Below are 20,850 nucleotides of genomic sequence, written 5' to 3' on the forward strand. Positions count from 1 at the left end.
AGGATCAAACTCTCCAAAAAGGTTCGTTCGATATAGCTCATTCATTACACTTGGCTGTGTTTTGTTACTACTCGTTGTTCAGTTTTCAAGGAGCTAAGTTGTTGTTGCATTTTGTCGTCTCTCAGAGGCGACTTTCTTAATATATCATATTCGCTTGCCACATTGCAAGAACTTTTTTTGAAAAACGACTTCTTAACGAAGTCTTAAGTTCTTGTTTAGTGGGGCGAATAATAAATTACCACAGCTGATCCCCCAAAGTCAAGCGCCTCTTTTGACTTTCTTTTTTTCACCCTATGATTGCCGCTGGTGCATACGTAAACCCAAGAGAGAAAGCCTCCATACGCCTCGTCCGAGAAGCTCTCTCCCTCTAGCGGTCAATTGTGCTGCATCCGGTTGCGCGCATACTTCGAGATGTCCTTGGGTGAAGCCAGACGCGCATACATACGGAAGACGATTTTATAACGGGCTTCGATGGCCCCTTTAATCTCGTTGTCCATACGCTTGTCGTTCAGGTCGTAAAGCATTTCGTCCAGCTCTTTACGCAGGACGTAATCCAGTTCTCTGCACTCTCTCTCGTTAAACAAAAAGCCCAGCATCGTCTGTCTCCCTTCAAACCTTAGGCTAAAGAGTGGTCAGGTGTCATAGCGTGTGCTTTACTGTTATGTACAAAATATGGCTTTTTTATGATGAGCGTGCAAAATAATCAATTCACCAACGCATAGGTGACGAAGCTCTCCACTAGCGCCGCAGAAAAAAGAAGCATCACCAAAAGCAGAACCAACGGCAAAGAGACTTTCAGCAGCCTCAAGAATTGTTGATTGTTGGCCGCTCTGCGGTTGGGAAGTGGCAGGAACAAAATACTCTTAACCGCCAGCGCTCCGAACTTGATACCGTACGAGCAAGCCAGGATGATTGCCGGAATCTCGATAACCCCATGGGGGAGAACGCTTAACAGGAAGGTGCCCATCCCCCTCTCGGGAATCGCAATCTGAGCCAGATAACCGATGAACAATCCGTTGGAGATCAGCGTGAACAGGGGGATAATCCCGAACATGACCCCCGCATATACCATGAATGTAGATACCAAGACGTTATTCGCGAAGATGAAGGCCAGCAACCACCATTGGGAGTTCCCCATCCGGTTGATCCCTTCCACCACATTCTTCATATGATCGGTCTGCCCGTTGAGATAGAACATGAAGCTATCCGACTCCATGTAGCCTAAGTACAGCCCAACGGCAAACGTAATGCAGGATGCAATCAAATAGTGCTTCATCTCCCGAAGATGAAGAAACAACAGCTTAAAATTCATCCGAACCCCTCCAAATCCTCCAGATAGAGTGACATAACTTGATGGTACGAGCATAGATTGTACTAATCATGAACCAAGCCCTCCCGCTCCGTTCCGGCGTAAGGGAGGCTGCCAAGGAGGCTTCCCCATGAATTTCTTTTATGTCGTAAACGGCAAGAGGCTGAAGCAGATGGCCATCATCGTCGTGGCCTGCTTCTTCGCGGCGGGTATCATCTATGCGGAGAAAGAAAACATCTCCGTCTTCTCCTTGCAGGAGCCGGCCGCGGTTTATAGTGTTCCAACGGAGAAAAAGGTCGTGGCGCTCACTTTTGACATCAGTTGGGGTGAAGTGCGAACGGAGCCGATTCTCCAAATTCTCGAACAGAAAAAAGTTCAAAAGGCCACCTTCTTCCTATCGTCTCCCTGGAGCAAAAGCCACCCCGACATCGTCAACCAAATCGTCAAGTCCGGCTATGAAATCGGAAGCCACGGGCACAAGCATACCAATTACAGCGGTCTGAGCGATGATGAGATCCGCTCCCAGATCCAGAAGGCACACTCCATCTTAACGGAAGTAACCGGCAAAAGCCCGAACTTGATTCGGCTGCCCAATGGGGATTTCAACAAAAGAGTCCTCCGAGTCGCAGATGAATTGGGGTATAAGGTGATCCAATGGGGAACGGATTCTCTGGACTGGAAAGCATCCAACGCCCAAGAAATCGTCGATCGTGTTACTTCAAAAACCCACCCCGGGGACATCATACTCCTTCATGCCAGCGATTCCGTAAAGTACAATCAAGACGCTCTCCCACAGATCATCGACCGATTGCGTGAGCAAGGCTACGAATTCGTCTCCGTCTCCGAGCTGATGGAGCAGTCCTCCATTACGACGAGCCAGGTGGATGAATAAAAGACAGGAGCAGGCCTTAGGCTTGCTCCTTTGTTCTGCGAAGAAAGCGGGGAAGCATGAGAATCTGCCATGCATTGCTGGCCCACAACGGAACAAGCATAAATACGATGGACAAAGTGTTGTAACGCAGCGCCGGCGTCACCTCGATGAATGTGCCGACAAACATAAAGAACAGAGTGGGTACCAACGCCGCGCGGTTCGTCCATTTGATCTTCCAGTATGCGATCGCGAAGGCCACCAAGGCCATCACACTCGGAAGAAGCGTGTAGGGGAACCAGCCCCCCTCCTCTGCTCCGCCGTTATAAGTCCAGCGCATGTAGACCATAATCTCGAAGCATACCGCGGTTACGATCAGTTGGAAGATGTTCCAGAGCTTGTGGGAGCGCAAGATCCCCAGGAAGATATCCCGGACGATTAAATAAGAGAAAAATCCGATATGACTGACTACGCTTACCGCAGCGCCCGCAAATACGATCAAGGATCCCGTCTGCCAATTAAAGCCAGGCTCGGAGAGCTCCATCAGCGTAAAATCCGGAAACAGGGCCACCAATACGCCGCCTGCAGCCAGAGCAGCAGCGGAGCCGGCCAGCAAGGTCGTCCAAAACAATCGAAGCCAATTGCGAATTGTCACAACGCGTTCCCTCCACCGTACCGTTCAAATATCCGAAAATTCCAGTTAATTGTACCAACCTTCACAACAAAATGCTAATAATCCCGTTCATGAAACCTCATTCCGCCAAGCATACTACACGTATAGACAACCTAAGGAAGGGAGCATGAACCCTTATGAAGGCCCATAGCCTCCGGCTTATATCCGCTCTTGTCCCCCTTATGTTCATCATCACTTCGTGCGGCCAGGAGCAGCAGGCACAACCACAGCAGCAGAGTTATAAGGATACGAAAACCATGGTTCTGGACGTGCTCAAAACTGAGGATGCCATGAAGGCGATTCAGGAGGCCTCGTCCAAAAGCCAGGATAAGACGACCAAGCTCTTGGCTACCGGCGAAGGGCAAAATATCCAGATTGCTGTTAAGGACCTTCTGACCACGGAAAATCATGGCGTAAAGATGCTCGAAAAAACCATGACGGACCCGAAATTCGCCGGCAGCTTCGCCAAGGCCTCAGAGAAGACGCTGAAGCAAATGCAGAAGGATCTGATGAAGGATCCTGAGTATCAAAAAGCTCTATTCGAAGCGTTCGATACTCCTGACTTTCAACGACTTGTATTAGAGGCCATGAAAAGCCCAAAATACCGGCAGCAAATGATGGATGTGATCCGAGAGGCATTGCAAAGTCCTCTGTATAAGGCACAGCTCATCGAGATGTTCCAGCGGGCCGTCAAGGAGGAACTGAAGCCAAAAGAGGACGAGACTCTGCTGTTATCTTCGGATGGCGGCAAGTCGGGAGGCAAATCCGAAGGCAAATCCGAAAGCAAATCCGAAGGAGGAGGAGGCGAATCCGGAGGTAAGTCGGGTGATAAATCCGGCGGGGAGAAGTCAGGCGGGGGTGAGTCTGGCGGCGGCGGTGAATCCGGTGGCGGCGGTGGCGATTCCAGCGGCGGCGAATCCGGTGGCGGCGGTGAAGAGGAAGGTTCTTCCAAGGATAAGAAGAAATAATGATAAAGAGGACGGGCCCAGACGGGCCCGTCCTTCTCCTTTTAACGGCTCAGCTTGTCGATAATATTGCGGGCCACTTCGTCGTAGATGTGACCCGTCTCCGATTCCGCCTTGTAGACGGAAGGCGAATATTCCGCTTCGGAAGGGTGGTTGTCTGGAGCTCCAAGCGGAATCTGAGCCAGCAGATCCGTATGCAGCTCCTCTGCCAGCTTCGCACCGCCCCCGCGGCCGAAGATATAGGCCTTTTCCCCGCTCGATTCGGTGTAGTACGACATATTCTCGATGATCCCGAGAAGCTCGTGGTTGGTATGCAGCGCCATGGCGCCCGCCCGTGCTGCAACGAAAGCAGCGGTCGCATGCGGGGTGGTAACGACAATTTCCTTGCTCTGGGGAATCATCTGATGGACGTCCAGCGCCACGTCTCCTGTACCCGGAGGCAAGTCCAAAATCATGTAGTCCAGCTCGCCCCACTCCACCTCGGAGAAGAAGTTACGAAGCATCTTGCCCAGCATCGGCCCTCTCCAGATGATCGGCGCGTTATCCTCTACGAAGAAGCCCATGGAGATCACCTTGACGCCGAATCGTTCAATCGGCAGGATCCGGTTGTCTACCACCTGGGGACGCTCCTCAATGCCCATCATGTCGGGCACGCTGAAGCCGTAGATGTCGGCATCGATGATCCCGACCTTCTTGCCTTGGCGAGCCAAAGCCGCCGCCACGTTCACCGTTACCGTGGATTTGCCTACGCCTCCCTTGCCGCTGGCAATGGCTATGAATTGAACGCCGGATTCCGGCGAAAGGATCGGAGAGGTGCCAGGAGCCGGCGCGTGGGTCGTCTGATGCTTGTGCTGCTTGTCGGAGGATTCTCCCTGCTGCAGCTTCCGTTCAGTCTCGCTGCGCTCCGCATCGGAGATCACCCGATACCGGATATGAACATCCTGCACGCCCAGCTTCTTCAGAGCTTCCTCCACGTCCTGCCGATATTGTCCCTTCAGCGCTTCGCTATCCTCGGTCAATACGACCGTCAGATTCACACGGCCATCCTTCAGCATGATATCGCGGATGAGGCCCAGCTCCACCAACCTGCGATTGTAGGTCTTATCGAATATATGCTGCAGGGATTCCAGAACTTGTTCTTTGGTAACCATGTCTCCACCTCTTGTCAGCAAGTTTCTGAACCCATTATAGCATAGTTTCAAGGAGTTCCAATTTTTTCACCCGAGTAGTAACGCAGCACCCCTTGATATACGGAGGTGGCTACCTTTTTCTGATACTTCTCCGAGGCCATCAGCTGTGCTTCTGCAGGGTTCGACAGAAATCCGACCTCGACCAGGGCACCGGGGATCTTCAAGGCCTTCAGGGGATAAAAGGTTTCGTTCGCCTTCGCGATCCGGTCAGTATTGCCCAGGTTCTTCTTCAGCTCGTTCTGAATATGCTCCGCCAGCTTGTCGCTTCCCGGCCGATCCGGGTTGTAGAAGGTCTGGGCACCGTTCCACTGGGAAGACGTAATGCTGTTCAGGTGAATGGACAGGATCAGGTCGGCCTTGCTCTTCTTCACCAGCTCCACCCGCTCAAGCAGATCCTCTGTCTTCCGTCTGCTGTAGCCCTTGGTCCCCGGTGAGGCCAAATCCTTATCCACTTCCCGTGTCATAATGACAATCGCTCCCGCCTGCTGCAGATAATCCCGAAGGTGTAGCGCAATGGCCAGATTGACGTCCTTCTCAATCAGACCTTCCTTGCTGGAAGCACCGCCGTCCGGCCCTCCGTGGCCGGGATCGATGGCGATTACCTTGCCCGACAGCGGCATGGTCCAGTAGGTCCAAGTCTTAGCCGCGGGCAATTCGTAGCTGATCAGGAACACCATGACCATGATTAAGAGTGCCGAGGCGGCCAGCTTCAGCAACCCGTTGGGCTTGAGCCAAACGACGACCCTCTTTCTTAATCCGCGCATGAAAAAATCCACCTCGTATCCACTAGATTCTTATGAATCTATATGGACAAAGGTGGATCTTTATGACAAGCAGTTTCGCTTACAGCTTGGATTCAGAGAGGGATTCGTCCTGCTCCTTCATGCCGTTGATCAGGATCTGAGCCACTTCCGGCCGGGAGAACTCCGGCGGCGGACAGATGCCGTCGCGCAGCATGGCGCGTACTTTGGTTCCCGAGAGAGCGATGTGAGCGGACTTGTCGTGCGGACAGGTTTTGCTGGAGGCCATGTTGCCGCACTTGGTGCAGAAGAAGCTGTGCTCGAAGAACAGCGGCGTGATACCCAGCTCTTCCTTTGTGAAGTTCACGAAGATCTCCTGCGCTTCGTAAGTGCCGTAGTAGTCGCCCACGCCTGCATGATCGCGTCCCACGATAAAGTGGGTACACCCGTAATTTTTACGGACCATCGCATGGAAAATGGCTTCACGCGGCCCAGCGTAGCGCATAGCTGCCGGGAATACACCCAAGAATACGCGGTCCTTGGGATAATAATTCTCCAGCAGGACCAGATAGCTCTCCATCCGGACGTCAGCGGAGATATCATCCGACTTGGTCTCGCCTACTAGCGGATTCAGGAAGAGACCGTCCACGATCTCCATAGCGCTTTTCTGGATATACTCATGGGCACGGTGAACCGGGTTCCGGGTTTGAAAGCCTACAACCGTCTTCCAGCCCTTCTTTACGAAGATCCTGTGGGTCTCAGCCGGTGTGAAGTAGAACTCCTCGAACTTCTCCGGCTTCGGACGGTTCAGAACCTGCAGCGGTCCACCTAGGTACGTATTCGGGCGGGAGAAGAGCTTCTGTACGCCGGGATGCGCCGCGTCATCGGTCTTGTAGACCTTAACCGCTTCATTCTTCTGATCGGCGGTATAGATGCTGCGAACGTCCAGAATGGCGTAGATGACTTGGTCATGCTCGCCAACCAACGCCACTTGCTGGCCGATCTTCAGCTTGGAGGCTTGTACGGAATCCACAGCTAGCGTAATCGGAATACTCCACACCAGCCCGTTGGCCAAACGCATGTTCTCCACAACGGATACATAGTCTTCTTCTTCCATAAATCCGGTGATCGGGGAAAATCCGCCGATGGCAATCAAGTCGATATCGGATATGGTCCACTTGTTCACTGCGATGGACGGAAGACTCGCTGCGATGCTCAACAGCTCCTCGCGTTCCGTTCCGGTAACCAAACGGTTCACCAGGCTTCCGCCATGGGCTTGAATCGTTTCTCTCACGTGTATGCTCCTCCCGGGATCTGGTTTTATTTATGCAGGCCGCATTCAGTCTTATCCGTGCCCGACCAGCGTCCCGCGCGGGGATCTTCACCCGGCATAACCTGACGGGTGCACTTCTCGCAGCCGATGCTCGGATAATAGTTGTCATGCAGCGGGTTGTAGATGATATTGTTCTCCCGGATGTAGTTCCATACATCATCGGAGGTCCAGTCCGCCAACGGATTGAACTTCACGAGACCGAACTTCACATCGTATTCCACCTTCTTGGCATTAGCCCGGGTTGGAGCCTGGTCACGGCGAATACCGGTAATCCATGCATCGTATTTTCCCAGAATGGCAGTAAGCGGATCTACTTTGCGTAGGTTGCAGCATTTGTTCGGGTCGCTCTTCCACAGCTCTTCACCGAATTGCTCCGCCTGCTGCTCCAAGGTCAAATCAGTCTCCGCCTTGACGAATTTCAAACCATAGTGAGCTTCCATCCGGTCGCGGGTTTCGTAGGTTTCCTGGAAGTGTAGATGGGTATCCAGGTAGAAAATGTCGCTTTTCGGACTGATCTTCTGCAGCATATCCACCAACACCACATCTTCTGCGCCGAAGCTGCAGGCCAACGTAATGTTCGGGAATGTCTCCACCGCCCACTTAATCAATGCTTCCGGCCCTTGCTTCTCGAATTCTTCTGCTGCTTTGTTGATAAGAGCTTCCTTCTCAAACAAATTCATCGTCATTGCCTCCCCGATAATGTATATCCTACTATTTATATGTGAATTAAAGGTTATCGATAAGATCATTTTATATTTGGACCCGGGTGCTGTCAACCTTTTTTTCAAGTTGGTAAAAACCTTTCTATAGGCACGGTTCATTATATGAACCCATGCGCCCAACCGTGAAAAAAAACCTTCTCCACACCAAGGGTGCGAAGAAGGTTTTCTGTGAAGTACCGATTAACGTTTGGAGAACTGAGGAGCACGACGAGCAGCTTTCAAGCCGTACTTCTTCCGTTCCTTCATACGAGGGTCGCGTGTCAGGAAGCCTGCACGTTTCAGTGCGCCGCGTAGCTCCAGGTCTGCTTTCAGCAGAGCACGGGAGATGCCGTGACGGATGGCGCCGGCTTGACCGGACATGCCGCCGCCGTTAGCGATGACGATTACGTCGTATTGACCCAGAGTCTCAGTCAAGACCAGCGGTTGCTTGACGATCAGCTTGAGGGTCTCCAAGCCGAAATATTCGTTGATATCGCGCTTATTGATGACGATTCGTCCTTCACCCGGAACCAAACGCACGCGTGCTACCGAGTGTTTACGACGACCCGTTCCATAGTATTGTACAGTTGCCATGAAATGGTCCTCCCTTTATTATCCGCGAAGTTCCCAAACTTCGGGTTGTTGAGCTTGATGCGGATGTTCGGCACCAGCGTACACTTTGAGCTTGGTTTTCATAGCGTCGCCCAGACGGTTCTTCGGTAGCATGCCGTGAACTGCGAGCTCGATGATCCGTTCCGGCTTGTTCTTGATCATGTCGCCGGCGGAAGTGGCTTTCAGGCCACCCGGGTAATGGGAGTGGCGGTAGTACATCTTCTTAGTCAGCTTCTTACCGGTCAGCACGATCTTGCTGGCGTTGATTACGACGACGAAGTCACCGGTGTCAACATTCGGAGTGAACTCCGGCTTATGTTTGCCGCGAATGATACTGGCCACTTCACTGGCCAGACGACCGAGGGTTTTGCCTTCGGCGTCGACGATGTACCATTTGCGCTCAACTGCATTATTGCCTTGTGGCATATATGTGGTACGCATGGTTATCCTCCTTAGGGCTTTCACAAAGAAAATTACGAAATCGATCATCCGCTGTCCGGATGGAGTTATTCATGGTGCGACACTTCAGGGTCGGTTGCTTCACAACTCGGGGCAAGTGGGGGTGCCAGTTGTGAAACACCAACTACTATATTACTACAGAACATGATGAATAGCAACATCTTATTGATACTCAACACGCCACAAGGTCAAACCATGCGAAACTGCTGTCGGACCGGCCTTGCTGCGGTCTTGGGCTTCCAGGATCCGCCTCATTTCGGCGGGCCCGACTTTTCCTTGCCCGATTTCAATCAGCGTGCCTACCAGAATCCGAACCATGTTATAGAGAAAGCCGTTTCCGGTAATCTCGATATGAATCGAGCACGCTCGATCGTCCCCCGGCAGCGGGTCAGGAATCACAATGAGCTCCGCGGCATAGATCGTGCGGACTCTGGAATCCTTCTCGCAACGGACCGTACAAAACGAAGTAAAGTCATGCTCCCCGACGATACAAGCCAAGGCCTGCCGCATTGCAGCTGTGTCAAGTGGCATCGGGTGATGGAGCCTTGTCCGCCTGTGCTCCAAGTCAGGAAATCTCGAATTCTGAATACAGTAGCGATAGGTCTTGCGCTTGGCCGACTTCCTGGAATGGAACTCCAGGGGGGCCTCCCATGCCTTGTATACGACGATATCGTCGGGAAGGCGGGTATTCAGAGCCAAGCTCCACCGCTCGGCAGGAATTCGGGATTCCGTATGAAAATGAACCACCTGCGCCTTGGCATGCACGCCGGCATCGGTACGACCGGAGCCGTGGATTTTAACGGTTTCACCCGTCAGAGCCCTTACGGCAGCCTCCAGTTTATCCTGAATGGTGTTGCCGCTGGGTTGGGTTTGATAACCCGAATACCCCGTTCCGTCGTAACCGATCACCATGGCAATGTTTCTCACAGCGGATCCTCCCCTGGAGATCGGTTGCTAGACGTGCATCCCCATCCTAGGATAGGGGAATACAAAAAAAGGGCTTCATCAGAACCATTGGCTCTGTCCACCCTTTCTCATCCGTCTTAAGCCCGATCCACCAGTTCCAGATAAACCATAGGAGCAGCATCGCCGCGACGAGGCCCCAGCTTCAGGATACGGGTGTACCCGCCTGGACGCTCCGAGTAACGAGTGGCCAATTCGGTAAACAGCTTTTGGATTGCGTCTTGATCGTTGCCTGCGTCCTCTCTGCGAACGAAAGCTGCTACTTGACGGCGTGCATGCAGATCGCCACGCTTGGCCAGGGTAATCAGCTTTTCTGCGATGGAACGAACTTCCTTCGCTTTAGCTTCGGTAGTTTGGATACGCTCTTGTATGAACAAGTCGGTCACCAGATCGCGGAAAAGAGCTTTTCTCGCGCTGGAGTCACGACCCAACTTTTGGTATGCCATGGTGTTCCCTCCTTCTTTCATTCATGATCCGATTAGTCTTCGGAACGAAGACCGAGTCCCAGTTCTTCCAGCTTCTCTTGAACTTCCTCCAAAGACTTCCGGCCCAAGTTACGGACCTTCATCATGTCTTCTTCGGTCTTCGTGATCAGCTCTTGAACGGTGTTGATGCCTGCGCGTTTCAGGCAGTTGTAGGAGCGGACAGACAGGTCCAGTTCTTCGATGGTCATCTCCAGAACCTTTTCCTTCTTGTCCTCTTCCTTCTCCACCATGATCTCCGCGTCTTTGGCCTCATCGGTAAGGCCAACGAAGAGCATCAGATGTTCGGTTAAGATCTTGGCACCGATACTAACAGCTTCTTCCGGACGAATGCTTCCGTCGGTCCAAACTTCGAGGGTGAGTTTATCATAGTTGGTCACTTGACCGACACGAGTGTTCTCGATGGTGTAGTTCACGCGAGTAATCGGTGTGTAGATGGAATCAATCGGAATGACTCCGATAGGAGTATCTTCGCGCTTGTTCTTATCTGCCGATACGTATCCCCGGCCTCTATTAGCGTGAATCCGCATATGAAGTCGGGCGTCGGAGGACAACGTGGCGATGAGAAGGTCGGGGTTCAAGATCTCGACGTCGCTGTCCGTACGGATATCGCCGGCGAAAACTTGCCCTTCCCCTTCTGCATCTATCTCGAGAACTTTTTCTTCGTCGGAATGAATCTTTAACGATAGTCCCTTGAGGTTGAGGATGATCTCCGTTACGTCTTCCGTTACACCGGGAATGGTGGAGAACTCATGCAGAACCCCGTCGATTTGAACGGAAGTCACTGCGGCGCCCGGCAAGGAAGACAGAAGAATCCGGCGCAGGGAGTTACCGAGTGTCGTGCCGTATCCGCGTTCCAGCGGCTCGACCACGAATTTGCCGTATGTGCCGTCATCGTGGATCGTTACGGTCTCTATTTTCGGTTTTTCGATCTCTATCATTAAAATAACCCTCCTTCGAAACGTCGTTCCGTCTGGATACGGTATTACCCCATAAATCAAGTAGTATGCCTATCCCTTCCAAACATTATGCACGTATTTGGAAGATTTATACTACTGCATCCGCTTGATTATACACGGCGACGTTTAGGCGGGCGGCATCCGTTGTGAGGGATCGGAGTTACGTCCTTGATCAAGTTAACTTCCAGACCGGCTGCTTGCAAAGAGCGGATAGCTGCTTCGCGGCCTGCGCCAGGACCTTTAACCATGACCTCTACGGCTTTCATGCCATGCTCCATTGCTGCTTTTGCTGCAGATTCAGCTGCCATCTGAGCGGCGAACGGAGTGCTTTTCCGGGAGCCCTTGAAGCCCAGGTTACCTGCGCTTGCCCAGGAGATTGCATTCCCGTGCGGGTCGGTGATGGTAACGATCGTGTTGTTGAACGTGGAACGGATATGAGCAACACCAGATTCGATGTTTTTCCGGTCGCGGCGTTTCGTACGAACGACTTTGGATTTAGGTTTAGCCATTGCGAGTTATCCCCCCTTATTACTTCTTCTTGTTCGCTACAGTCCGACGAGGACCTTTACGGGTACGAGCATTGGTTTTGGTACGCTGTCCGCGAACCGGCAGACCACGACGATGACGAACACCACGGTAGCAGCCGATCTCGATCAGGCGCTTGATGTTCAGGGACACTTCACGACGAAGGTCGCCTTCCACCTTAACGTTACGGTCGATGTATTCACGCAGCTTGCTTACTTCATCCTCGGTCAGGTCACGGATACGGGTATCCGGGCTGATACCGGTAGAAGCCAAAATTTGTTGGGCAGTGGCTTTGCCAATGCCGAAGATATACGTCAGACCAATTTCCACGCGCTTATCGCGGGGCAAGTCAACACCAGCTATACGGGCCATGTTAGAGACACAACCTCCTTATCCTTGTTTTTGCTTGTGCTTCGGGTTTTCGCAGATCACCATGACATTGCCTTTACGCTTGATGACCTTGCATTTTTCGCAGATCGGCTTAACCGACGGTCTTACTTTCATGGTAAACCCTCCTGGTAGTCTTATCAAACGACAAGACTTACTTCGTAAGAATCAAACACATTTATTTGTAACGGTACGTGATCCGGCCTCGTGTCAGGTCATACGGAGACAATTCCACTGTCACCTTGTCGCCCGGCAGGATACGGATAAAGTGCATCCGGATTTTGCCGGACACATGGGCCAAAACTTGATGGCCGTTCTCCAATTCCACTTTGAACATCGCATTGGGAAGCGGTTCGATTACTTTGCCTTCCACCTCGATAACGTCTTCTTTGGCCACGGTCATTCTCCTTTCGCTTGCGCTCGTTGAGCTTCTTCGTACTTGGCAACTGCGTGTCGCAGCTTGCCGTTGGTTACCCGTCCGGTTTCATGCAAACTATTGGCGACGATATCGCTGATTTCCGGTTGCAGTTCCAGATGAAGCAGGTTTTTCTTCTTCGGATGATCGAACTTCCGCTTACCACCGTCGGCTATCAGCGCAACCCGCTGATCCTCCAAACCGATGATAACCGCATACTGGCCGGATTCACGACCGCGCAGGATCTTGACAATCTGACCGATTACAGGCTGTTTGTCTTGTTCCACGCCGCTCACCTACGGAGTCTGTAATGTGAGAATCTCGTATCCATCTGCCGTTACGGCAACCGTATGCTCGAAGTGTGCGCATAAAGATCCATCCACCGTGACCACCGTCCAGTTATCCGCCAGCGTACGCACGAAGCGCTCACCGACATTCACCATGGGTTCGATGGCCAATACCATTCCGGGCTTCAGCCGCGGTCCGCGGTCCGGAGCACCATAGTTCGGGATCTGGGGTTCTTCATGCAGCTGACTGCCGATTCCATGTCCGACGTATTCTCGGACGATCGAAAACCCTTCACCTTCGACACAACGCTGTATTGCATTGGAAATCGTATAGAGGCGTACATCTGGTTTGATTAACGCCAGTCCTTCGTACAAAGAACGTTCGGTAACCTCCAGAAGCTTCTTGGCTTCCGCAGTGATCTCTCCAACCCCGTAGGTCCAAGCCGAATCACCATGGTAGCCTTTGTATTGCGCCCCTATATCTATGCTTATGATGTCGCCTTCGTTTAACACCCTGTCACCGGGTATCCCGTGTACCAATTCCTCGTTGACGGAAGCGCAGATGCTGCCGGAGAAACCGTTATAACCTTTGAAGGACGGTACCGCACCCTGACTGCGGATGAAGTCTTCCGCTAATTGATCCAATTGCCTCGTCGTTACTCCAGGTTTGACCGCCTTGGCCAGAAGCTTGTGCGTCTCCGCTACGATCCGGCCTGCTTCTCTCATAAGGAGCAGTTCGCCTTCGGACTTACATATGATCATTAGGACTGACCTCGCAGTATAGAGCTGATTTCCGCAGTAACCTGATGAATGTCCTGTTCCCCGTTTACCTCGTGCAGGATTCCCTTGTTCCGGTAGTAGTCCAGCAGAGGCGCGGTCTTGTTCGAATACTCGTCAAGCCGCGTACCGACTTTTTCCTCGGTATCGTCCGAACGCTGGTAGAGCTCGCCGGAGCACTTGTCGCAGATGCCTTCTTGCTTGGGTGGGTTGAAGATGACGTGGTAGGTTGCTCCGCAGGATTTGCAGATCCGGCGTCCGGTGAGACGGGCCAGGAGAAGGCCGCGGTCTACCACCAGGTTGAATACGACGTCGATCTTTTTGTCCAACTCAGCCAGCATGCCATCCAGTGCTTGGGCTTGTGCGATCGTCCGCGGAAAACCGTCCAGCAGAAAGCCTTTGTCGCAGTCCGGCTGGGCAAGACGATCCCGGACGATTCCGTTGGTGATCTCATCCGGTACCAGTAAACCTTTGTCCACATAGCTCTTGGCTTCAATGCCCAGAGGCGTACCCTGGCTCATGGCCGCCCGAAATGCATCGCCCGTCGAGATATGCGGGATTTGAAATTCATTCACGATCTTCTCGGCCTGGGTGCCTTTCCCGGCTCCCGGAGGGCCCATAAACAGAATGTTCATGCTCGCTAACCTCCCCCGAAGGAGATCGACAAAAACCAAAGCGTGATTTTCGCCGATCCTGTATCGCTTCTCGTGTGCTTACTTGTTGATAAAGCCCTTGTAGTGGCGTTTGATCAGTTGGCTCTCGATCTGCTTCATCGTATCCAGTGCAACACCCACCACGATCAGGAGCGATGTACCACCGATTCGGACAGAGTTCGGAAGACCTGCCAAGCTTACAAACAACACGGGAAGCAAGGAGATCAACGACAAGAAGATGGCACCGGAAAGCGTAATGCGGGTCATCACGCGGGTCAGGTAAACTGCCGTTGTTTTGCCCGGACGAATTCCAGGAATGTATCCGCCGTTTTTCTTCATGTTGTCAGCCATTTGCATCGGGTTGAACTGCACGAACGTGTAGAAGAACGTAAACCCGATGATCATAAGAACAAACAGTACCATGCCAAGCGGCCGTTGGTATGTGAATTCTCGGAGAATCCAATCCGCCACAGCGTTACCGCGCCAGAACTGGGCGATCGTGGACGGGAAATACAGAAGGGAGGATGCAAAGATGACCGGGATAACTCCCGCGGCATTCACCTTCAACGGAAGGTGGGTCGATTGACCGCCGTACATTTTGCGTCCAACCACTCGTTTGGCGTATTGAACCGGAATCTTCCGGATCCCTTGCTGGACAAAGATGACGCCGGCGATGATCACGACCACCGCGACGAGGATCAGTACAGCTGTTACGATATTCAGGAACAGCGCTTCTCCCGCATCCTTGAAGAGCTTCAGGTAGATCGTCTGGATCGTCGACGGAATCGAAGCAACGATACCGGCGAAGATGATGATCGATATCCCGTTGCCGATACCATTCTCGGTGATTTGTTCCCCTAACCACATCAGGAAAGCAGTTCCCGCAGTCAGCACGATGGCGATTAACAAGTAAGTTGTAAACTGCGGATCAATCACAAGACCACGATAGAAGTTGTTAAAGCCGATCGACGTCGCGAAAGCTTGAATCAACCCCAATACCACGGTTCCGTACCTTGTAATCTGAGCCAGCTTTTTCCTGCCGACTTCACCTTCCTTCGCCCACTGCGCGAACGCCGGAATAACGTCCATGGAAAGCAGCTGAACGATGATGGAAGCGGTGATGTACGGCATGATCCCCATCGCAAAGATAGAGAACTTGAAAAGCGCGCCCCCGGAGAATACGTTCATCAGTCCGAAGACGTCCGCGTTTTGTGCGTCGGTCGCCTTCAGAACTTCTGTATCGATATTCGGTACCGGAATGAACGAGCCGATACGGTAGACGATCAGGACGATTAATGTAAATAAAATCCGTTTCCTGAGTTCATCTACTTTCATGATGTTGGAAATGGTTTTAAACATTAAATCACCTCGGATTTACCGCCGGCAGCCTGGATTTTCTCTACCGCAGATTGGGAGAACTTATTCGCTTTTACTGTCAAGCTAACAGTCAGTTCACCGTTACCTAAGATCTTAATGCCGTCCTTAGGGTTCTTGACAACTCCGGCTTCCATAAGGGATTCCGGGGTTACCTCGGTACCTGCCGCGAATTGGTTCAGATCCTCCAGGTTCACAATTGCGTATTCCACGCGATTGAAGTTTTTGAATCCACGCTTAGGCAAACGACGGTACAGCGGGTTTTGACCACCCTCGAAACCAGGGCGAACACCACCGCCGGAACGTGCCCATTGGCCTTTGCTACCGCGAGTAGATGTTTTGCCCATACCGCTACCGGTACCGCGACCTACACGCTTCTTAGGATGCTTCGATCCGGGAGCAGGAGAAAGTTCGTGCAACTTCATCGTTGTGCACCTCCTTAGTCAGTATTTATGCTGAATGGTTGCTTCTTTTCATCTTAAGCTTCAACTTCCACAACTTCAACCAAGTGGCTGACCTTGTTGATCATGCCGCGGATAGCGGCATTATCTTGATGGAGCACGCTTTGGTGAAGCTTGCGCAGGCCCAAGGTTTGTACGGTAACCTTTTGAGATTCCGGACGGCCGATCAAGCTGCGCTTGAGGGTTACTTGCAATTGTTTCGCCATGGTTTCCCCTCCTTAACCTAACAGCTCAGCTACAGTTTTGCCGCGAAGTTTTGCAACGTCTTCGGCTTTCTTCAGGCGCTGAAGGCCCTCGAGAGTAGCGTTAACCATATTGATAGGGTTGTTGGAGCCCAGGGATTTGGTCAAGATATCGCCAACACCGGACAGTTCCAGAACCGCACGAACCGGGCCGCCTGCGATAACGCCGGTACCTTCGGATGCGGGCTTCATGAATACGCGGCCTGCGCCGAATTTGCCGGTGACTTGGTGAGGAATGGTTGTTCCGACGAGCGGTACATATACCAAGTTTTTCTTCGCGTCTTCGATGCCTTTTTTGATGGCGTCGCCTACTTCAGACGCTTTGCCGATACCGGCTCCGACCCAACCATTGCCGTCGCCGACAACAACCAGTGCGCTGAAGCTGAAACGGCGTCCGCCTTTTACGACTTTAGCAACGCGGTTGATATGGACCGTTTTGTCTTTCAGTTCTAACGTATTAGGATCTACGCGCAAGTCACTAACCTCCTTGTAAAGAATTTTTCCGATTAAAACTCCAGACCTGCTTCACGGGCTGCATCAGCCAGCGCTTGTACACGGCCATGGTACAGGTAACCGCTGCGGTCGAATACGACTTTAACGATGCCTTTTTCCTTCGCGCGTTGAGCGATCAGGGCGCCGATGGCTTTGGCTGCATCAACGTTGCCCCCATTAGTTACATTCAATTCCTTCTCCACGGTGGAAGCGGAAACGATGGTAACACCTTGGGTATCGTCGATGATTTGAGCATACATATGCTTCGAAGAACGGAAGATGTTCAGACGCGGACGCTCTGCAGTACCAGTAATTTTCTTACGCACACGCAGGTGGCGTTTTACACGGGCTTCGTTCTTATCGCCTTTTGTAATCATGAGAATGGTTCACTCCCTTCTGCTTACGAAGCAGATTTGCTAAGCCACTCGTTCAAGTGGATTACTTCTTCTTACCGGCTTTGCCTTCCTTACGCAGGATGCGCTCGCCTTCGTACTTGATACCTTTGCCTTTGTACGGCTCCGGCAGACGGACTTCGCGGATCTTAGCGGCAGTTGCGCCTACCAGTTCCTTGTCGATGCCCCTAACGGTGATTCTGTTCTGAGCCGGAACTTCGAACTCGATTCCTGCTTCCGGAGTAATCTCTACCGGATGGGAGTAACCGACGTTCAGGACCAGCTTATTGCCGGTTTTATTGGCACGGTAACCTACGCCAACCAGCTCCAGGTTCTTGGCATACCCTTCGGTAACGCCTGCTACCATGTTGGCAACCACACTGCGGGTGGTGCCGTGCAGGGAGCGGTGAAGCTTATGGTCGGACGGACGTTCAACCGTAATTTCGTTGTTCTCAACAGTTACTTTCATATCCTTATGGAGTTCACGGGACAAGGTGCCTTTCGGGCCCTTCACTGTGATAAGCGTGTTATCCAGCTTAACGTCTACTCCGTTCGGGATTGCGATCGGTTTGCGACCAATACGAGACATGGTGACACCTCCATTCTTGTTAATGCTGTATTACCACACGTAGCAGATAACTTCTCCGCCTGCTTTGGACTGGCGAGCTTCTTTGTCAGTCATAACGCCTTTGGATGTCGAGATGATCGCGATACCCAAGCCGCCGAGAACGCGCGGGATCTCTGTGGATTTGGTGTATACACGAAGACCCGGTTTGCTGATTCGCTTCAGGCCGGAAATAACGCGCTCGTTGTTAGGACCATACTTCAGGAAAACCCGGATGATCCCCTGCTTGTTATCCTCGATATATTCAGCGTCACGGATGAAACCTTCTTTTTTCAGGATCTCGGCGATCTCCTTCTTGATGGTGGAAGCCGGGATCTCTACGGTTTCGTGACGGACAGTGTTAGCGTTGCGGATACGTGTAAGCATATCTGCAATAGGATCGGACATAACCATTTTGCGAACCTCCTTCCCGTAATGGGGTGATTACCAGCTTGCTTTCCTTACGCCAGGGATCTGGCCCTTGTATGCCAATTCGCGGAAACAAATCCGGCAAATTTTGAATTTGCGCAGTACCGAATGGGGACGGCCGCAGCGCTCGCAGCGGGTATAGGCTTGAACCTTGAACTTCGGTTCACGCTGCTGCTTGATCTTCATCGAAGTTTTTGCCACTCTTTACACACCTCCGAGAGTCAGGCCCGTTTACTTCACAAACGGCATGCCCAACTGGGTTAATAATTCACGAGCTTCTTCATCAGAACGGGCAGTTGTGACGATAACGATATCCATACCGCGGATTTTGTCTACTTTGTCATACTCGATTTCCGGGAAGATCAGCTGTTCCTTCAGACCGAGGGTATAGTTACCGCGGCCGTCGAACGCTTTGTTGCTTACGCCGCGGAAGTCACGGACGCGGGGCAATGCCACGTTGAAGAGCTTATCCAGGAAGTGGAACATACGCTCGCCGCGAAGAGTGACTTTCGTGCCGATCGGCATTCCTTCACGGAGTTTAAAGCCTGCGATGGACTTCTTCGCCCGAGTGATAACCGGCTTCTGACCAGCGATGCGCTGCAATTCATCCACAGCAACGTCCAGAATCTTGGAGTTGCCAACCGCTTCGCCAACGCCCATGTTGATAACGACTTTCTCAACTTTCGGCACTTGCATCACAGTCGTATAGTTGAACTTCTGCATCAAAGCAGGAGTGATTTCGTTCAGGTAACGATCTTTCATTCTTGCCGCCATGCTTTATGGACCTCCTTTCCTAACTGCTTATTTGTCGATTACTTCACCGGATTTTTTCGCAACGCGAACTTTTTCTCCGTTTTCCAACACTTTGTAGCCAACGCGGGTCGGCTTGCCGCTTTTCGGATCGATCAGCATAACGTTGGAAACGTGGATTGCCGCTTCCTGCTCGATGATGCCGCCTTGCGGGTTTTGCTGGGTGGGCTTCTGGTGCTTCTTCACCATGTTTACCCCTTCAACCAGTACGCGGTTGAGACGCGGGTAAGCTTCGATGATGCGACCTTTTTTCCCTTTATCTTTGCCTGTGATTACGATGACAGTGTCATCCTTCTTCACGTGCAGCTTATTGTTGTGGGATTCTTTGATTTTCTTCAGTCTAGGCATTGATTTACACCTCCTGGTGGCTGGACTTACCCGGCGCTATACCGGATATTCACAAGGCAACTCCACAGGTTACCGCTTAGATAACCTCTGGAGCCAGAGAAACGATCTTCATGAAGTCTTTGTCACGGAGCTCGCGGGCTACCGGTCCAAAGATACGAGTACCACGAGGGCTCTTATCGTCCTTCACGATTACTGCTGCATTCTCGTCGAATGTGATATAGGAACCGTCTTTACGGCGAGTAGATCTTCTGGTACGGACGATTACGGCCTTCACCACGTCACCCTTTTTGACAACGCCACCGGGTGTTGCTTCTTTGACGGAGCAGATGATGAGATCACCGATATGTCCAACGCGACGACCGGTACCACCCAGCACACGGATGCACATCAGTTGCTTGGCGCCAGAGTTGTCGGCCACTTTCAATCGTGTAAATGGTTGAATCATTCGTGTCCCCTCCTTTCAGGTCAGGTTCGTTCTTTAGATGATTACGGCTTTCTCTACAACTTCTACCAGTCTCCAGCGCTTGTCTTTGGAGAGCGGACGGGTTTCCATGATTTTGACTACGTCGCCGATTTTGGCTTCGTTGTTCTCGTCATGGGCTTTGAATTTCTTGGTGTACTTGATGCGCTTGTGGTACAGGTCGTGCTTTTTATAGGTTTCGACCGCAACAACGATCGTTTTCTCCATCTTGTCGCTTACGACTTTACCGATCTGAACTTTACGCTCATTGCGTTGTTCCATGCTTCATATCCTCCCTTCTTCTCCCGGATCAATTAGCTGATGATCCCCAGTTCTCTTTCACGCAAAACGGTTTTGGCACGGGCGATGTCTTTGCGCACTTTCTGAATCTGAGACGGGTTATCGAGTTGGCCGGTTGCCAGTTGAAAACGGAGGTTGAAGAGCTCCTCTTTGAAGCCGGAGATCTTGTGTTCGATTTCTGCAGTGGTTAAGTTGCGAAATTCATTAGCTTTCATTTGCTTCACCACCCAATTCTTCGCGTTTCACAAACTTCGTCTTGATCGGCAGCTTGTGAGCGGCAAGGCGCATCGCTTCACGTGCGATTTCTTCGCTGACACCCGCCAATTCAAACAGGATTTTGCCCGGCTTAACCACGGCAACCCATTTTTCTACATTACCTTTACCGCTACCCATCCGGACTTCAAGCGGCTTCTGGGTGATCGGCTTGGAAGGGAAGATTTTAATCCATACTTTACCGCCCCGCTTGATGTAACGGGTCATCGCGATACGGGCAGCTTCGATCTGGCGGTTGGTTACCCAAGACGGCTCGAGAGCCTGCAGACCGTATTCACCGAAGGCGATTTCTGCGCCGCCCTTAGCGCGGCCCTTCATGGTGCCGCGGTGCTCTTTGCGGTGTTTGACGCGTTTAGGTAATAACATG

At 52.0% G+C, this 20,850-nt stretch carries 35 protein-coding genes; 2 read left to right on the plus strand and 33 right to left on the minus strand.

All coding sequences use genetic code 11. From position 1 onward, the window contains the following. Positions 1-374: 374 nt before the first annotated feature. Complete coding sequence (locus ACSEXW_RS26015) at positions 375-596, minus strand: hypothetical protein (protein ID WP_438449109.1); 222 nt, start codon at positions 594-596, stop codon at positions 375-377. 107 nt (positions 597-703) lie between these two features. After that, positions 704-1,312, minus strand: coding sequence for a stage II sporulation protein M (locus tag ACSEXW_RS26020; protein WP_438449110.1), 609 nt, complete (start codon positions 1,310-1,312; stop codon positions 704-706). A 127-nt stretch (positions 1,313-1,439) separates the two neighbouring features. On the opposite strand from ACSEXW_RS26020, the gene pdaB reads away from it, so the two are divergent. Then, a complete protein-coding gene (pdaB, locus tag ACSEXW_RS26025; RefSeq protein WP_438449111.1) occupies positions 1,440-2,201 on the plus strand; it encodes a polysaccharide deacetylase family sporulation protein PdaB in 762 nt (253 codons plus the stop codon). A gap of 16 nt (positions 2,202-2,217) precedes the next feature. On the opposite strand, the gene ACSEXW_RS26030 is transcribed toward pdaB, so the two are convergent. Beyond that, the gene (locus ACSEXW_RS26030) at positions 2,218-2,832 is read right to left on the minus strand and encodes a KinB-signaling pathway activation protein (RefSeq protein WP_438449112.1); all 615 of its coding nucleotides are present in this window, start codon (positions 2,830-2,832) and stop codon (positions 2,218-2,220) included. A gap of 155 nt (positions 2,833-2,987) precedes the next feature. Between ACSEXW_RS26030 and gerD the strand changes: the two genes are divergently transcribed. Further along, positions 2,988-3,818 (plus strand): spore germination lipoprotein GerD, encoded by an 831-nt coding sequence (gene gerD / locus ACSEXW_RS26035; protein WP_438449113.1) that lies wholly within the window; start codon positions 2,988-2,990, stop codon positions 3,816-3,818. A gap of 41 nt (positions 3,819-3,859) precedes the next feature. Here the strand turns inward: gerD and salA are convergent, their stop codons facing one another. From salA to rplP, 30 genes are all read right to left on the minus strand, one after another. Further along, positions 3,860-4,966 (minus strand): iron-sulfur carrier protein/transcriptional regulator SalA, encoded by a 1,107-nt coding sequence (gene salA, locus ACSEXW_RS26040; protein WP_438449114.1) that lies wholly within the window; start codon positions 4,964-4,966, stop codon positions 3,860-3,862. Between the two features lie 47 nt (positions 4,967-5,013). Then, positions 5,014-5,769: an N-acetylmuramoyl-L-alanine amidase CwlD gene (gene cwlD, locus ACSEXW_RS26045; RefSeq protein WP_438449115.1), complete on the minus strand. Its 756-nt coding sequence runs from the start codon at positions 5,767-5,769 to the stop codon at positions 5,014-5,016. Positions 5,770-5,848: 79 nt separating this feature from the next. Next, a complete protein-coding gene (sat, locus tag ACSEXW_RS26050) occupies positions 5,849-7,039 on the minus strand; it encodes a sulfate adenylyltransferase (protein ID WP_438449116.1) in 1,191 nt (396 codons plus the stop codon). Between the two features lie 26 nt (positions 7,040-7,065). Next, positions 7,066-7,758: a phosphoadenylyl-sulfate reductase gene (locus ACSEXW_RS26055; RefSeq protein ID WP_438449117.1), complete on the minus strand. Its 693-nt coding sequence runs from the start codon at positions 7,756-7,758 to the stop codon at positions 7,066-7,068. A 222-nt stretch (positions 7,759-7,980) separates the two neighbouring features. Further along, a complete protein-coding gene (gene rpsI / locus ACSEXW_RS26060; RefSeq protein ID WP_438449118.1) occupies positions 7,981-8,373 on the minus strand; it encodes a 30S ribosomal protein S9 in 393 nt (130 codons plus the stop codon). A gap of 18 nt (positions 8,374-8,391) precedes the next feature. After that, a complete protein-coding gene (gene rplM, locus ACSEXW_RS26065; RefSeq protein WP_438449119.1) occupies positions 8,392-8,832 on the minus strand; it encodes a 50S ribosomal protein L13 in 441 nt (146 codons plus the stop codon). 180 nt (positions 8,833-9,012) lie between these two features. Then, entirely contained in the window at positions 9,013-9,777 is a 765-nt protein-coding gene (truA, locus tag ACSEXW_RS26070) for a tRNA pseudouridine(38-40) synthase TruA (protein ID WP_438449120.1), read from the minus strand. 116 nt (positions 9,778-9,893) lie between these two features. Continuing rightward, complete coding sequence (rplQ, locus tag ACSEXW_RS26075; protein ID WP_438449121.1) at positions 9,894-10,259, minus strand: 50S ribosomal protein L17; 366 nt, start codon at positions 10,257-10,259, stop codon at positions 9,894-9,896. A 32-nt stretch (positions 10,260-10,291) separates the two neighbouring features. Next, on the minus strand, positions 10,292-11,236 hold the full coding sequence (locus ACSEXW_RS26080; protein WP_438449122.1) for a DNA-directed RNA polymerase subunit alpha: 945 nt from the start codon (positions 11,234-11,236) through the stop codon (positions 10,292-10,294). Between the two features lie 128 nt (positions 11,237-11,364). After that, positions 11,365-11,763, minus strand: a complete 399-nt coding sequence (rpsK, locus tag ACSEXW_RS26085) for a 30S ribosomal protein S11 (protein ID WP_438449123.1) — start codon at positions 11,761-11,763, stop codon at positions 11,365-11,367. Between the two features lie 19 nt (positions 11,764-11,782). Beyond that, positions 11,783-12,151 (minus strand): 30S ribosomal protein S13, encoded by a 369-nt coding sequence (rpsM, locus tag ACSEXW_RS26090; RefSeq protein ID WP_438449124.1) that lies wholly within the window; start codon positions 12,149-12,151, stop codon positions 11,783-11,785. Between the two features lie 18 nt (positions 12,152-12,169). Then, positions 12,170-12,283 (minus strand): 50S ribosomal protein L36, encoded by a 114-nt coding sequence (rpmJ, locus tag ACSEXW_RS26095; RefSeq protein WP_023388342.1) that lies wholly within the window; start codon positions 12,281-12,283, stop codon positions 12,170-12,172. Positions 12,284-12,344: 61 nt separating this feature from the next. Next, complete coding sequence (gene infA, locus ACSEXW_RS26100) at positions 12,345-12,563, minus strand: translation initiation factor IF-1 (RefSeq protein ID WP_438449125.1); 219 nt, start codon at positions 12,561-12,563, stop codon at positions 12,345-12,347. 2 nt (positions 12,564-12,565) lie between these two features. Beyond that, on the minus strand, positions 12,566-12,868 hold the full coding sequence (locus ACSEXW_RS26105; RefSeq protein WP_438449126.1) for a hypothetical protein: 303 nt from the start codon (positions 12,866-12,868) through the stop codon (positions 12,566-12,568). A 9-nt stretch (positions 12,869-12,877) separates the two neighbouring features. Then, positions 12,878-13,630 (minus strand): type I methionyl aminopeptidase, encoded by a 753-nt coding sequence (gene map, locus ACSEXW_RS26110; protein WP_438449127.1) that lies wholly within the window; start codon positions 13,628-13,630, stop codon positions 12,878-12,880. Next, positions 13,630-14,280, minus strand: coding sequence for an adenylate kinase (locus tag ACSEXW_RS26115; protein ID WP_438449128.1), 651 nt, complete (start codon positions 14,278-14,280; stop codon positions 13,630-13,632). The genes map and ACSEXW_RS26115 overlap by 1 nt, the downstream gene beginning before the upstream one ends. Positions 14,281-14,358: 78 nt before the next feature. After that, positions 14,359-15,657, minus strand: coding sequence for a preprotein translocase subunit SecY (gene secY, locus ACSEXW_RS26120; RefSeq protein WP_438449129.1), 1,299 nt, complete (start codon positions 15,655-15,657; stop codon positions 14,359-14,361). Then, positions 15,657-16,097, minus strand: coding sequence for a 50S ribosomal protein L15 (gene rplO, locus ACSEXW_RS26125; protein ID WP_438449130.1), 441 nt, complete (start codon positions 16,095-16,097; stop codon positions 15,657-15,659). Before rplO ends, secY begins: the two co-directional genes overlap by 1 nt. 53 nt (positions 16,098-16,150) lie before the next feature. Then, positions 16,151-16,339 carry a 50S ribosomal protein L30 gene (rpmD, locus tag ACSEXW_RS26130; RefSeq protein WP_438449131.1) on the minus strand — a complete coding sequence of 63 codons (189 nt, stop codon included), beginning with the start codon at positions 16,337-16,339 and terminating at the stop codon, positions 16,151-16,153. Between the two features lie 12 nt (positions 16,340-16,351). Beyond that, entirely contained in the window at positions 16,352-16,849 is a 498-nt protein-coding gene (gene rpsE, locus ACSEXW_RS26135) for a 30S ribosomal protein S5 (protein WP_438449132.1), read from the minus strand. 32 nt (positions 16,850-16,881) lie between these two features. Next, positions 16,882-17,244, minus strand: coding sequence for a 50S ribosomal protein L18 (gene rplR / locus ACSEXW_RS26140; protein ID WP_438449133.1), 363 nt, complete (start codon positions 17,242-17,244; stop codon positions 16,882-16,884). Between the two features lie 61 nt (positions 17,245-17,305). Continuing rightward, positions 17,306-17,848, minus strand: a complete 543-nt coding sequence (gene rplF / locus ACSEXW_RS26145; RefSeq protein ID WP_438449134.1) for a 50S ribosomal protein L6 — start codon at positions 17,846-17,848, stop codon at positions 17,306-17,308. A 30-nt stretch (positions 17,849-17,878) separates the two neighbouring features. After that, the gene (rpsH, locus tag ACSEXW_RS26150) at positions 17,879-18,277 is read right to left on the minus strand and encodes a 30S ribosomal protein S8 (protein ID WP_438449135.1); all 399 of its coding nucleotides are present in this window, start codon (positions 18,275-18,277) and stop codon (positions 17,879-17,881) included. A gap of 30 nt (positions 18,278-18,307) precedes the next feature. Next, positions 18,308-18,493: a type Z 30S ribosomal protein S14 gene (locus tag ACSEXW_RS26155; protein WP_438449136.1), complete on the minus strand. Its 186-nt coding sequence runs from the start codon at positions 18,491-18,493 to the stop codon at positions 18,308-18,310. A gap of 30 nt (positions 18,494-18,523) precedes the next feature. Then, positions 18,524-19,066 carry a 50S ribosomal protein L5 gene (gene rplE / locus ACSEXW_RS26160; protein ID WP_438449137.1) on the minus strand — a complete coding sequence of 181 codons (543 nt, stop codon included), beginning with the start codon at positions 19,064-19,066 and terminating at the stop codon, positions 18,524-18,526. Positions 19,067-19,093: 27 nt separating this feature from the next. Then, positions 19,094-19,450 carry a 50S ribosomal protein L24 gene (rplX, locus tag ACSEXW_RS26165; protein WP_438449138.1) on the minus strand — a complete coding sequence of 119 codons (357 nt, stop codon included), beginning with the start codon at positions 19,448-19,450 and terminating at the stop codon, positions 19,094-19,096. Between the two features lie 76 nt (positions 19,451-19,526). Next, positions 19,527-19,895, minus strand: coding sequence for a 50S ribosomal protein L14 (rplN, locus tag ACSEXW_RS26170; RefSeq protein WP_113022652.1), 369 nt, complete (start codon positions 19,893-19,895; stop codon positions 19,527-19,529). Between the two features lie 33 nt (positions 19,896-19,928). Then, complete coding sequence (gene rpsQ / locus ACSEXW_RS26175; RefSeq protein WP_438449139.1) at positions 19,929-20,192, minus strand: 30S ribosomal protein S17; 264 nt, start codon at positions 20,190-20,192, stop codon at positions 19,929-19,931. A gap of 32 nt (positions 20,193-20,224) precedes the next feature. Then, positions 20,225-20,425 carry a 50S ribosomal protein L29 gene (gene rpmC, locus ACSEXW_RS26180; RefSeq protein ID WP_438449140.1) on the minus strand — a complete coding sequence of 67 codons (201 nt, stop codon included), beginning with the start codon at positions 20,423-20,425 and terminating at the stop codon, positions 20,225-20,227. Further along, on the minus strand, positions 20,415-20,849 hold the full coding sequence (gene rplP, locus ACSEXW_RS26185) for a 50S ribosomal protein L16 (protein ID WP_438449141.1): 435 nt from the start codon (positions 20,847-20,849) through the stop codon (positions 20,415-20,417). Before rplP ends, rpmC begins: the two co-directional genes overlap by 11 nt. Between the last annotated feature and the right edge of the window lies 1 nt (position 20,850).

The sequence above is a fragment of the Oryzibacillus soli genome (assembly GCF_051594765.1).
Taxonomy (GTDB): domain Bacteria; phylum Bacillota; class Bacilli; order Paenibacillales; family NBRC-103111; genus Paenibacillus_AR.

Coding starts and splice junctions, on each gene's coding strand:
- ACSEXW_RS26015 (WP_438449109.1), bottom strand. CDS start 596: ATGCTGGGCTTTTTGTTTAACGAGAGAGAGTGCAGAGAACTGGATTAC.
- ACSEXW_RS26020 (WP_438449110.1), bottom strand. CDS start 1,312: ATGAATTTTAAGCTGTTGTTTCTTCATCTTCGGGAGATGAAGCACTAT.
- pdaB (WP_438449111.1), top strand. CDS start 1,440: ATGAATTTCTTTTATGTCGTAAACGGCAAGAGGCTGAAGCAGATGGCC.
- gerD (WP_438449113.1), top strand. CDS start 2,988: ATGAAGGCCCATAGCCTCCGGCTTATATCCGCTCTTGTCCCCCTTATG.
- salA (WP_438449114.1), bottom strand. CDS start 4,966: ATGGTTACCAAAGAACAAGTTCTGGAATCCCTGCAGCATATATTCGAT.
- cwlD (WP_438449115.1), bottom strand. CDS start 5,769: ATGCGCGGATTAAGAAAGAGGGTCGTCGTTTGGCTCAAGCCCAACGGG.
- ACSEXW_RS26055 (WP_438449117.1), bottom strand. CDS start 7,758: ATGAATTTGTTTGAGAAGGAAGCTCTTATCAACAAAGCAGCAGAAGAA.
- rpsI (WP_438449118.1), bottom strand. CDS start 8,373: ATGGCAACTGTACAATACTATGGAACGGGTCGTCGTAAACACTCGGTA.
- rplM (WP_438449119.1), bottom strand. CDS start 8,832: ATGCGTACCACATATATGCCACAAGGCAATAATGCAGTTGAGCGCAAA.
- rplQ (WP_438449121.1), bottom strand. CDS start 10,259: ATGGCATACCAAAAGTTGGGTCGTGACTCCAGCGCGAGAAAAGCTCTT.
- ACSEXW_RS26080 (WP_438449122.1), bottom strand. CDS start 11,236: ATGATAGAGATCGAAAAACCGAAAATAGAGACCGTAACGATCCACGAT.
- rpsK (WP_438449123.1), bottom strand. CDS start 11,763: ATGGCTAAACCTAAATCCAAAGTCGTTCGTACGAAACGCCGCGACCGG.
- rpsM (WP_438449124.1), bottom strand. CDS start 12,151: ATGGCCCGTATAGCTGGTGTTGACTTGCCCCGCGATAAGCGCGTGGAA.
- rpmJ (WP_023388342.1), bottom strand. CDS start 12,283: ATGAAAGTAAGACCGTCGGTTAAGCCGATCTGCGAAAAATGCAAGGTC.
- map (WP_438449127.1), bottom strand. CDS start 13,630: ATGATCATATGTAAGTCCGAAGGCGAACTGCTCCTTATGAGAGAAGCA.
- ACSEXW_RS26115 (WP_438449128.1), bottom strand. CDS start 14,280: ATGAACATTCTGTTTATGGGCCCTCCGGGAGCCGGGAAAGGCACCCAG.
- secY (WP_438449129.1), bottom strand. CDS start 15,657: ATGTTTAAAACCATTTCCAACATCATGAAAGTAGATGAACTCAGGAAA.
- rplO (WP_438449130.1), bottom strand. CDS start 16,097: ATGAAGTTGCACGAACTTTCTCCTGCTCCCGGATCGAAGCATCCTAAG.
- rpmD (WP_438449131.1), bottom strand. CDS start 16,339: ATGGCGAAACAATTGCAAGTAACCCTCAAGCGCAGCTTGATCGGCCGT.
- rplR (WP_438449133.1), bottom strand. CDS start 17,244: ATGATTACAAAAGGCGATAAGAACGAAGCCCGTGTAAAACGCCACCTG.
- rplF (WP_438449134.1), bottom strand. CDS start 17,848: ATGTCTCGTATTGGTCGCAAACCGATCGCAATCCCGAACGGAGTAGAC.
- rpsH (WP_438449135.1), bottom strand. CDS start 18,277: ATGGTTATGTCCGATCCTATTGCAGATATGCTTACACGTATCCGCAAC.
- rplE (WP_438449137.1), bottom strand. CDS start 19,066: ATGGCGGCAAGAATGAAAGATCGTTACCTGAACGAAATCACTCCTGCT.
- rplX (WP_438449138.1), bottom strand. CDS start 19,450: ATGCCTAGACTGAAGAAAATCAAAGAATCCCACAACAATAAGCTGCAC.
- rplN (WP_113022652.1), bottom strand. CDS start 19,895: ATGATTCAACCATTTACACGATTGAAAGTGGCCGACAACTCTGGCGCC.
- rpsQ (WP_438449139.1), bottom strand. CDS start 20,192: ATGGAACAACGCAATGAGCGTAAAGTTCAGATCGGTAAAGTCGTAAGC.
- rpmC (WP_438449140.1), bottom strand. CDS start 20,425: ATGAAAGCTAATGAATTTCGCAACTTAACCACTGCAGAAATCGAACAC.
- rplP (WP_438449141.1), bottom strand. CDS start 20,849: ATGTTATTACCTAAACGCGTCAAACACCGCAAAGAGCACCGCGGCACC.